Genomic DNA, 10,617 nt, shown 5'->3' on the forward strand with positions numbered 1-10,617 from the left:
GTGAATTTATGCCCCTGCGTGCTTTAGTGGCGGTGATAGTGACAACGGTAGTGATGCTGGTGCCCAGGGCGTGGGCGGATACGGCCTGGGAGCGCTATAAGGCCCGTTTTATGATGCCGGATGGTCGTATCATTGATACCGCCAATGGCAATGTGTCGCATACGGAAGGTCAGGGCTTCGCCATGCTCCTGGCGGTGGCGAATAACGATCGTCCGGCGTTCGACAAGCTGTGGCAGTGGACGGACAACACCCTGCGCAACAAGTCTAACGGGTTGTTTTACTGGCGCTATAACCCGGTGGCGCCGGACCCTATCGCCGATAAAAACAACGCCTCCGATGGCGATACCCTGATCGCCTGGGCGCTGCTGCGCGCGCAAAAGCAGTGGCAGGATAAGCGCTATGCGATTGCCTCTGACGCCATCACCGCCGCCCTGCTGAAGTCTACGGTGGTGACTTTCGCCGGTCGCCAGGTGATGCTCCCGGGCGTGAAAGGGTTCAACCTCAATGATCACCTGAACCTTAACCCTTCCTATTTCATCTTCCCGGCCTGGCGCGCCTTCGCGGAGCGGACGCATCTCACCGCCTGGCGGACATTGCAGAGCGACGGACAGGCGCTGCTGGGGCAGATGGGCTGGGGGAAATCACATCTACCCAGCGACTGGGTGGCGCTGCGGGCGGATGGCAAGATGCTGCCAGCCAAAGAGTGGCCGCCGCGGATGAGTTTCGATGCGATCCGTATCCCGCTGTATCTCTCGTGGGCCGATCCGCACAGCGCCTTGCTCGCGCCCTGGAAGGCCTGGATGCAGAGTTACCCGCGCCTGCAAACCCCGGCGTGGATCAACGTCAGCACCAACGAGGTGGCCCCCTGGTATATGGCCGGCGGCCTGTTGGCGGTGCGCGATCTGACGCTGGGTGAACCGCAGGAGGCGCCGCAGATTGACGACAAGGATGATTATTACTCTGCCAGCCTCAAGCTGTTGGTCTGGCTGGCGAAACAGGATCAGCGCTAAATACGGTGATTGATTTGCCGCCTTCCCCGCCCGTATGCCTGCGGGCTGAGAAGGTGGAATGGGAACGTCTCACGATGTAAGGCCGCCAACATAGGCGGCCTTGTCGCTTATTGCGGATAAGGCACCCAGCTACCGCCATTCAGCTGGACATAAGGCTTGCCCTGATACTGGATGACGATGGCGTTGGCGTTCTCGGACACCGCCGCGCTCTGCGGCAGGTTGGCGACATACTGCTGCCAGTTGACGCTGTCCTCGCTGAACATTTTGCCGTCGAGGGCGCGCACCACCAGCTCCGACACCGCCAGATAACTGCTGGGCTGATCGATGATAATCGGCGCCCCTTCATGCGGCGCCTTCATGCCGAAGAATTTCACCGCCGTCGGGACGTTAGTGATCGACGGGCTTGGAATATCGCGCAGGCCAGATACCTGCATCTTATCGCCCTTCAGCGCGCCGCCGTGTTCCGGCACCACCACCACCATCACTTTCCGCCCCGATTTCTCCAGCTCGGTGAAGAAGTTATCCAGGTCATCAAACAGCTTCTGCGCCCGCACTTTGTAGTCTGCGGTTTTGCTTTGTCCCGGGAAGTGGTTGCCGTCATGCAGCGGCAGGGTGTTATAGAAGGTGGCGTTCCGCGGATTGCTGCTGGCCTCTTCGGTCTTCAGCCAGCGGTTGAGGACCGCCAGATCCTTATACACCGGGGAGCCGTCAAACGCCTGCAGGCTGACCGGCAGGCCGGTCTGGTCCATCAGCGGACTCTGCATACCGCCCAGCGAACGCAGCTCTTTCAGGAAGTCGCCGAACAGACCGTTATGGCCGAGCATCAGCTGCTGGTTGAAGCCGAGCTTCGCCAGGTTTTCAAACAGGTAGCAGTCGGCGCCGGACGGCTGATACAGGTTAGTATGCGACAGCTGGCCGCAGCTGGCGCGCAGCAGGCGCACCGCCGCCGGGCCGCTGTAGGAGGTCGCGGAGTTAAAGTTTTTGAAGACAATATCAAAGTGCTTCCATAGCGGATGATCCATCAGACCGGCGGCTTCAATATCCGACCAGGAGAGGGAGCAGATGTTGATCACCAGCAGGTCAAACGGCTGCGCATCCGCCGGCAGCTGGTCCGGGAACGGCGTCTTGCGCTTCTGCTCGGCGGCATAGAAAGCGTTCAGCCAGTTGGTCAGGTTGGCTGAGGTCGGCGGCTCGGTCTGCGGCGGAATATCGCTGTTGGCGGGGCTGGACGCGGCGCCAGCGGCGGCGTTGGCCCCGGTATTGGCCTGTGCGGTCGTGGCGGCGGCCGTGGTGGGCTGACCGGAGGGCCATAGGGTAAAGGCCGGCAGCAGCGGGCTGACCGCCAGCCAGACGACCATTGCCGAGACAAACACGGTGACGCGCAGCCACTGGCTGATAAACAACCATAGCACCAGCAAAACAAAGAAGGCGCCAACCATGCTCCAGTTGATAAAGCGGACAATCAGATCCCAGATATAGCTGGCGCTGAAGCCGGCGATTTGCGACCCCTGGCTAAAAATCGACTCTGGCCCGGGCAGCCAGGTATCGTGCCAGAACAGCGCGAATCCCAGCGGAATAGCGATCCAGTGGCGGATACGGTGTAGCTTTTCGCGCGGGATCGGCACCAGCAGAAAGGCGAGAAATACCAGGTTCAGCATCGGATGGAAATTGAGATACCCGGCCCACAGCAGGGCAAACTTGACCAGAAAGTAGAAGTTCCAGCCGCCAAGGCCGCGCCAGTACTGCCAGAGCGGAAGCGGTGCCGCGGTCGTTTTTTTATTTGTCATTTGTTCGCTTTGCCTTGCTTAACCGTTGTTCCCCGGCGTAATACCCCTGCCGGTTTCACGTAACGGGGTTTAAAGAACATCAGTCTTAACGTCGTGCGGATCCGGCGCTGATAGTGGCGCGTCAGGTAGCCCAGCGGAAAAAACAGCAGGGCGCAGAGCACCACCAGTTGCAGAATATCGGCGAGAGACATCATCAGGCTTGCTCCTCGCGGGTGGTTAACCGGTGTGGTTCGGGGTAGCGTCGCCAGTGGCGTCCATCGTGGGTGGCGTTAATGGTCTCGTTTTTACCGACCGAGAGAGGCAGCGGCGTGTTCCAGCGCGCCGGCTCGACGCCGCGCATGATTACGATTTCCGAGAGGATTTGCTTGTCCTCAAACCACACCATACGGTTAGAAAAAATATCGCCGGTCGGCAGCGGGAAAATGTGGTTTAGCGCGGTATCGAGGTCATTGATCCGGCAAAACGACAAAAACAGCACCAGCCGGTTATTGCCGATGGTCATGATGTCGCCCATCCGGTTAGGTTTGCATAACGTCAGCGCCTGCTCAACGCGCAGCCCCGGCGCCGGGCGCAGGGCCACCATCACGCCTTTGCTGTCGGGTGGAAGCAGGGTATTGGTCATCACGTTGTGCACCGCTTCGCAGAAGGCATCCCACTTCTGGTAGCCGCGCAGCTTTAACGGCTGGCTCCAGGTCAGCAGGGTGGCAAAATCTTCCGGGATATGGCGGGAGAACTTTTGGTTCTGTACGCTTTCGATTAGCGTCAGGCAGCGGGAGAGCGATGCGCTGCTGGGGATCACCAGGCTGGCGCCGCTGCTGAGCAGTAGCCGCTCATCGGTCGCGCGCAGGCTCGGGGTTTGTTCACGGACGATGATTTTCAGCGCCGTACCGCGCTGGCGACGCAGGGTATGAATATAGCGGCCCAGCTGTTCAATTTGCGTATTTTGGGTAATGGAGAAGAGGATCGTCGCCGCTTGCGCGGTGCGCCCGGCGTTGAAGACCTCGTCGTTGGTGTCAAACAGCGTCCAGTATTCCGACAGCGGCGGGGCGCCTTCCAGCACGCGCACATGGCTGAGGATCGCTTTTTCGTCGCTGCGCGGCTGCACGCTGGTTTCAGCGTCCTGCGCTAATCGCCAGCCGGCGTCATCATGTTGCACCATCAGCTGCTGTTGGGCGCTGATACCCTTATCGCTTCCCCACCAGGCAATATCAAAGATATGCCGGTCGCCCTGGTAACGAATACTTGCCAGTCCGGAAAGGGAGCGGTACTCACGTAATAAGGGAGTCAGCTGCCGATCGATATCCTGCGCGGAATTGATCGCTAAGAACGCGCAACGGTGATATTGCGCCCAGCGGCTGGTCTTTTCTACCCAGGCGCATAACTTTTCATTATTTATATTTTGCCAGGCATTTTCAGCGCATAGCAGAATAAACAAATAATTGCCAGGTTCGAGGGAGCAGACTAAATCGCGGTGTATTTCCTCCAGCGCCTGCGGGCGATTCGGCAGGGTGAACAGCGCGATATTATCCGGACCGTGAGTATGATCTAAGGAAATGATATCCTTGGGTTTGTTTCCCATAACCAGCGCGGCAACGTGGCTGTTTTTCGCCTGCGCGGCCAGCGTCTGATTAAACAGGCTGACGGCATCGGCATAACGGTCGACGTTGAGCCACCATACTCCGCCGACCGGCATATGGCACACTTCATCCCATAATGATGAAATACCCAAAGTAAATACATTATCCACGGCATCCCTCGTGCGCCCTGATTGACACTGAATAAGTTTACTAGCGAAACCGACAGAGTAAACCTAACATTGAAATTAAAGGTCATCAGTTTTAGCATGTACACCTGCTTTTAAGGATGAGCTGTATACGTCCTCTGGTTTAATAATAAATTTCGAACGGACAGAGATATGCCAGCAAAAGATCCTGCGGTACCCACGGACGCCACGCTGGGGTACACCTTTCAAAATGATTTTCTGGCGCTTAGCCGGGCATTTTCCCTGCCGGATATTGATTATCATGATATTTCCAGGCGCGAACAGCTGAACGCGGCGCTGAAGCGCTGGCCGCTGCTGGCAGAGTTTGCAGAGAAAAAATAAGGAAGCCGGAGATGGCTATTCTGGGATTACAGGGCGTGCGCGGGGGAACTGGCGTCACGTCCATTACGGCTGCACTCGCCTGGGCCCTGCAATTGCTCGGTGAAAGCGTGCTGGCGATCGACGCCAGCCCGGATAATATGCTGCGCTTTTTCTTTAATACCGATATCCATCATCAGGACGGCTGGGCGCGGGCGCTGCTCGACGGCCGGGACTGGCGTGACGCGGGCTTGCGCTATACGCAGCATATCGATCTACTGCCGTTTGGCCAGCTCAGCGCCGGCGAAAGAGAAAATGTCGACCAGCTGCAGCCCACCCTGGGGGCGATAGCGGAGGCAGTACAGCAGCTACAGGGCCAGTACCGCTGGCTGCTGCTGGATCTGCCGGCGGGTTATTCGCCGTTGACTCGCGAGCTGCTGACGCTTTGCGATCGCTCGCTGGTGGTGGTTCATCCCGACGCCAATAGCCATATCCGTCTACACCAGCAGCCCCTCCCGGCCAACGGCGATATTCTGATTAACGATCTGCGGGTCGGCAGCCAGCTGCAGGAAGATCTCTACCAGCTGTGGCTGGAGAGCCAGCCGCGCATCCTGCCGGTGACGATTCACCGCGACGAGGCGATGGCCGAGTGCCTGGCGGCGAAACAACCTCTTGGGGAGTATCGTCAGGATTCGCTGGCGGCGGAAGAGGTGCTGACCCTGGCGAACTGGTGCCTGATCCACTATTCCGCCGGGAGAGCGGCATGATCCGCCTCAGTACGCTGCTGCTGGCCCCGCCGGTGGGGGAGCGGCTGCGTGCGCGCTATGATGACTATCGGCAGCACGGCGCTTCGTGGCTGTCGGCGTCGCTTGGCTGTCTGTGGGCGTCGCTGGTCTGGGCGCTGATGCCGCTGGAGACGCCGCGCTGGCAGGCGATTCTGGCCCGCCATGAAACCTATTTTCCCCACATAAATCCGCATCGCCCGCGTCCGCTGGATCCGCTGCGCTACCTGCTGCAATCCCTGTGGTTACTGACGACGCGCGTGCCGGAGCCGGAGAAAAAGGTCAACTGGCGTTCGCTGGCGGCGCTGGAAGGGGTGCACGGTCGCTATACGCAGTGGCTGGAAAAATTGCCTGAGCAGATGAACGCCCGGACCGGCCATCTGGATAAACAGAAAGAGCTGGCGCACCTCAATCCTAAACTGCGCCGGGCGATCCTTGGGGGGGTGACCTTCTGCTCGCTGGTGCTGGCGCTGATGTGTATTACGCAGCCCTTTAACCCGCTGTCGCAGTTTATCTTCCTGATGCTGCTGTGGGGCGTGGCGCTGCTGGTGCGACGCATCCCGGGCCGTTTCTCGGCGCTGATGCTGATCGTGCTGTCGCTGACGGTGTCGTGCCGCTATATCTGGTGGCGCTATACCTCGACGCTGAACTGGAACGACCCGGTAAGTCTGGTGTGCGGGATCATTCTGCTGTTCGCAGAGACCTACGCCTGGGTGGTGCTGGTGCTGGGCTACTTCCAGGTGGTCTGGCCGCTGAATCGCCAGCCGGTGCCGCTGCCGGAGGACATGGATTTGTGGCCAACTGTGGACATCTTCGTCCCCACCTATAACGAAGATCTCAACGTGGTGAAAAACACCATTTACGCCTCGCAGGGCATCGACTGGCCGAAGGACAAGCTGAACATCTGGATCCTCGACGACGGCGGACGGGAAGCGTTTCGCCAGTTTGCCAAAGATGTTGGGGTGCACTATATCGCCCGCACCAGCCACGAACACGCCAAGGCCGGCAACATCAATAATGCGCTGAAATATGCCAAAGGGGAGTTCGTTTCGATCTTTGACTGCGACCATGTGCCGACGCGCTCGTTTCTGCAGATGACCATGGGCTGGTTCCTGAAAGAGAAAGAGCTGGCGATGATGCAGACCCCGCACCACTTCTTCTCGCCCGATCCCTTTGAGCGCAACCTTGGTCGTTTTCGCAAAACGCCGAACGAAGGGACGCTATTCTACGGCCTGGTGCAGGACGGGAACGACATGTGGGACGCCACCTTCTTCTGCGGCTCCTGCGCCGTTATCCGCCGCGGCCCGCTGGATGAAATTGGCGGGATAGCCGTCGAAACGGTGACCGAAGATGCCCACACCTCGCTGCGTCTGCACCGGCGGGGATATACCTCCGCCTATATGCGTATTCCGCAGGCGGCGGGGCTGGCGACGGAGAGTTTATCCGCGCATATCGGCCAGCGCATCCGCTGGGCGCGCGGGATGGTGCAGATATTCCGCCTCGATAATCCGCTGTTTGGCAAAGGCCTGAAGCTGGTGCAGCGCGTCTGCTACGCCAACGCCATGCTTCACTTTCTCTCCGGTATTCCGCGCCTCATCTTCCTCACGGCGCCGCTGGCCTTTTTGCTGCTCCATGCCTATATCATTTATGCGCCAGCGCTGATGATCGCGCTATTCGTGTTGCCGCACATGATCCACGCCAGCCTGACCAACTCGAAGATTCAGGGCAAATATCGCCATTCGTTCTGGAGTGAAATTTACGAGACGGTGCTGGCCTGGTATATCGCGCCGCCCACTTTTGTGGCGCTGATCAACCCGCATAAAGGCAAGTTCAACGTCACCGCGAAGGGCGGGCTGGTGGAAGAGGAGTATGTCGACTGGGTGATCTCCCGGCCCTATATCTACCTGGTGCTGCTCAATCTGGTCGGCGTCGCGGTGGGGATCTGGCGCTTCATGTACGGCCCGGAAAATGAAATCCTCACCGTCTGGGTGAGTATTGTCTGGGTATTCTACAACCTGATTATTCTTGGCGGCGCGGTGGCGGTCTCGGTTGAAAGCAAGCAGGTTCGCCGTTCGCACCGTGTCGAAATGAGCATGCCGGCGGCTATCGCCCGCGAAGATGGCCACCTGTTCTCCTGCACCGTCCACGACTATTCCGACGGCGGACTGGGGATCAAAATTAACGGCGACGCGCAGGTGCTGGAAGGCCAGAACGCCAGGCTGCTGCTCAAACGGGGACAGCAGGAGTATGCCTTCCCGGTCAGGGTCGCGCGGGTCAACGGCAGCGAAGTGGGGCTCCAGCTGCTGCCGTTAACCAACCAGCAGCATATCGATTTTGTGCAGTGTACGTTTGCCCGCGCTGATACGTGGGCGCTTTGGCAGGATAGCTTCCCGGAAGATAAGCCGATGGAAAGCCTGCTGGATATCCTCAAGCTGGGCTTTCGTGGCTATCGTCACCTGGCGGAGTTTTCGCCGCCGTCGGTGAAGGTGGTTTTCCGCGCGCTCACTTCGCTGGTGGCCTGGATAGCGTCGTTTGTACCCCGACGCCCTGAACGCGCCGCGCCGACGCTCTCCGCAGACCCGGCAATGGCTCAACAATGATGATAATGCGATGAAAAGAAAACTTTCCTGGATGTGTGCAGTAGCGGTGGGCATGTGCAGCTGGTATCCACTGGCCTCTTACGCGGCGCCGGCCGCGGTGGCGAACGCTGCCCCTGGCGTTCAGCCGCAGGCCGCGACCCCGGCTGCGCCGATCGTGGTGGGCGAGCCGACGGCGACCCTCGCCGAACCGACCGCTCCGGCGGCGGTGGCCGAGAACGTGCCGCAGCGGGAGGTGAAGCTGAGCTTTGCCACCATCGCGCCGCCGCCCGGCAGCATCGTGCTGCGCGGCTCACGGCCTGACGCGTCGGTCGAATTCGGCATGCGCAGCGATGAGCTGGTCGCCAACGCGCTGCTCAATCTGGAATACACCCCATCGCCCTCGCTGCTGCCCGTGCAGTCGCAGTTGAAGGTCTATCTTAACGATGAGCTGATGGGCGTCCTGCCCGTCACTAAAGAGCAGCTGGGGAAAAAGATCCGCGCGCAGCTGCCGATTGACCCGCTGTACATCACCGACTTCAACCGCGTACGGCTGGAGTTTGTCGGCCACTACCGCGACGTCTGCGAAAACCCGGCCAGCAGTACGCTGTGGCTGGACGTCGGACGCGAAAGCTATCTGGATCTCACCTACCAGTCGCTGAAGGTAAATAACGATCTGTCACACTTCCCGGTGCCGTTCTACGATCCGCGCGATAACCGCCCGCTGAAGCTGCCGATGATTTTCCCGGGCTCGCCAGCGGTCACCCAGCAGCAGGCGGCGGCGATAGTCGCCTCCTGGTTCGGCAGCAAGGCCGGCTGGCGCGGCCAGCAGTTCCCGGTCTATTTCAATGAACTGCCGGATCGTAACGCCATTGTCTTCGCCACCAACGACAAGCGTCCGGACTTCCTGCGCGATCATCCGCCGGTCAAGGCGCCGACCATCGAAATGATCGACAACCCGAACGATCCCTACGTCAAGCTGCTGGTGATTTTCGGCCGCGATGATAACGACCTGCTGCTGGCGGCGAAGGGGATTGCTCAGGGCAATATTCTGTTCCGCGGCAGCAGCGTCACCGTGGACGGCATCAAAACCCTGCAGCCGCGTCAGCCTTACGACGCGCCGAACTGGGTGCGCACCGACCGCTCGGTCACCTTCGCTGAGCTGAAAACCTATGAGCAACAGCTGCAGTCCAGCGGCCTGGTGCCGGATGCCATCACCGTGGCGCTTAACCTGCCGCCGGATCTCTATCTGCTGCGGGCCAACGGCATCGATATGGATCTGAAATACCGCTACACCATGCCGCCGGTGAAGGACAGCTCGCGGATGGATATCAGCCTCAACGACCAGTTCCTGCAGTCGTTCAGCCTTAACAGCTCCCAGGACGTGAACAAACTGATCCTGCGCCTGCCGGTGCTGCAGGGGCTGCTGGACGGCAAATCGGAGGTCACCATCCCCGCGCTGCGTCTTGGGGCGGTCAACCAGCTGCGCTTTGACTTCCAGTATATGAACCCGATGCCCGGCGGCTCCATCGACAACTGTATTACCTTCCAGCCGGTGCAGAACCATGTGGTGATTGGCGACGATTCGACCATCGACTTCTCGAAGTATTATCACTTTATCGCCCTGCCGGACCTGCGCGTCTTCGCCAATGCGGGCTTCCCTTACAGCCGTATGGCGGACCTTTCCGACACGCTGGTGGTGGTGCCGAAGGCGCCGACCCAGGGCCAGGTGGCGACGCTGCTGCAGGCGCTGGGGGGCATCGGTTCGCAGACCGGTCTGGCGGCGATTAATCTGCAAATGACCGACGATGGCAACCAGATCAAGAATAAAGACGCGGATCTGCTGCTGATCGGCGCGATCCCGTCGTCGCTCAAGGACGACACCAAAATCAACCTGCTGGTCGAGGCGACCAAAAGCTGGGTGAAAATGCCGATGCGCCACTATGACCTGGCGAGCATTTATCCCGACGATGAGGCCCGCACGCCCAATACCCGCACCGACATTACCTCTTCCGGGCCGATGGCGGCGGTGATTGGCTTCCAGTCGCCGTATAACGATCAGCGCAGCGTGGTGGCCCTGCTGGCCGACAGCCCGCGCGGTAATGAACTGCTGACCAACGCCCTCAACGACAGCGGTAAGCGGGCAGCGATGTTTGGCTCGGTGGCGGTGATCCGCGAATCCGGCGTCAACAGTCTGCGGGTGGGGGATATTTACTACGTGGGTCATCTGCCCTGGTTCGAGCGCATCTGGTTCGCGCTCTCTAACCACCCGATACTGCTGGCGATCTTCGCTGCCATCAGCATTGTGCTGCTGGCATGGGTGCTGTGGCGCATGCTGCGCATCATCAGCCGCCGCCGTCTTAGCCTGGATGATGAGTAAAC

At 59.8% G+C, this 10,617-nt stretch carries 8 protein-coding genes; 5 read left to right on the forward strand and 3 right to left on the reverse strand.

The genetic code is table 11. The features are described 5' to 3' along the window. The first annotated feature begins 8 nt into the window (after positions 1-8). Positions 9-1,010, forward strand: a complete 1,002-nt coding sequence (locus tag KB892_RS26770; RefSeq protein WP_002921526.1) for a glycosyl hydrolase family 8 — start codon at positions 9-11, stop codon at positions 1,008-1,010. A gap of 107 nt (positions 1,011-1,117) precedes the next feature. On the opposite strand, the gene bcsG is transcribed toward KB892_RS26770, so the two are convergent. From bcsG to bcsE, 3 genes are read right to left on the reverse strand one after another with little or no spacing between them, the layout of a single operon-like run. Then, entirely contained in the window at positions 1,118-2,797 is a 1,680-nt protein-coding gene (gene bcsG, locus KB892_RS26775) for a cellulose biosynthesis protein BcsG (protein ID WP_004151433.1), read from the reverse strand. After that, positions 2,794-2,991 (reverse strand): cellulose biosynthesis protein BcsF, encoded by a 198-nt coding sequence (gene bcsF, locus KB892_RS26780; RefSeq protein WP_002921518.1) that lies wholly within the window; start codon positions 2,989-2,991, stop codon positions 2,794-2,796. The genes bcsG and bcsF overlap by 4 nt, the downstream gene beginning before the upstream one ends. Further along, complete coding sequence (gene bcsE / locus KB892_RS26785) at positions 2,991-4,544, reverse strand: cellulose biosynthesis protein BcsE (RefSeq protein ID WP_002921516.1); 1,554 nt, start codon at positions 4,542-4,544, stop codon at positions 2,991-2,993. The genes bcsF and bcsE overlap by 1 nt, the downstream gene beginning before the upstream one ends. 168 nt (positions 4,545-4,712) lie before the next feature. On the opposite strand from bcsE, the gene bcsR reads away from it, so the two are divergent. From bcsR to bcsB, 4 genes are read left to right on the forward strand one after another with little or no spacing between them, the layout of a single operon-like run. Beyond that, complete coding sequence (gene bcsR / locus KB892_RS26790) at positions 4,713-4,901, forward strand: cellulose biosynthesis protein BcsR (protein ID WP_002921513.1); 189 nt, start codon at positions 4,713-4,715, stop codon at positions 4,899-4,901. A gap of 11 nt (positions 4,902-4,912) precedes the next feature. Beyond that, positions 4,913-5,644 (forward strand): cellulose biosynthesis protein BcsQ, encoded by a 732-nt coding sequence (gene bcsQ, locus KB892_RS26795; protein WP_002921510.1) that lies wholly within the window; start codon positions 4,913-4,915, stop codon positions 5,642-5,644. Beyond that, on the forward strand, positions 5,641-8,259 hold the full coding sequence (bcsA, locus tag KB892_RS26800; protein WP_002921508.1) for a UDP-forming cellulose synthase catalytic subunit: 2,619 nt from the start codon (positions 5,641-5,643) through the stop codon (positions 8,257-8,259). Before bcsQ ends, bcsA begins: the two co-directional genes overlap by 4 nt. 10 nt (positions 8,260-8,269) lie before the next feature. Further along, the gene (gene bcsB / locus KB892_RS26805; RefSeq protein WP_009484214.1) at positions 8,270-10,615 is read left to right on the forward strand and encodes a cellulose biosynthesis cyclic di-GMP-binding regulatory protein BcsB; all 2,346 of its coding nucleotides are present in this window, start codon (positions 8,270-8,272) and stop codon (positions 10,613-10,615) included. Positions 10,616-10,617 lie beyond the last annotated feature (2 nt).

The sequence above is a fragment of the Klebsiella sp. P1927 genome, assembly GCF_018204675.1.
GTDB classification, from domain to species: domain Bacteria; phylum Pseudomonadota; class Gammaproteobacteria; order Enterobacterales; family Enterobacteriaceae; genus Klebsiella; species Klebsiella pneumoniae.

Excerpts from the sequence above, each read along its gene's own strand:
- KB892_RS26770 (WP_002921526.1), top strand. The coding sequence starts at position 9 with ATGCCCCTGCGTGCTTTAGTGGCGGTGATAGTGACAACGGTAGTGATG.
- bcsG (WP_004151433.1), bottom strand. The coding sequence starts at position 2,797 with ATGACAAATAAAAAAACGACCGCGGCACCGCTTCCGCTCTGGCAGTAC.
- bcsF (WP_002921518.1), bottom strand. The coding sequence starts at position 2,991 with ATGATGTCTCTCGCCGATATTCTGCAACTGGTGGTGCTCTGCGCCCTG.
- bcsR (WP_002921513.1), top strand. The coding sequence starts at position 4,713 with ATGCCAGCAAAAGATCCTGCGGTACCCACGGACGCCACGCTGGGGTAC.
- bcsQ (WP_002921510.1), top strand. The coding sequence starts at position 4,913 with ATGGCTATTCTGGGATTACAGGGCGTGCGCGGGGGAACTGGCGTCACG.
- bcsA (WP_002921508.1), top strand. The coding sequence starts at position 5,641 with ATGATCCGCCTCAGTACGCTGCTGCTGGCCCCGCCGGTGGGGGAGCGG.
- bcsB (WP_009484214.1), top strand. The coding sequence starts at position 8,270 with ATGAAAAGAAAACTTTCCTGGATGTGTGCAGTAGCGGTGGGCATGTGC.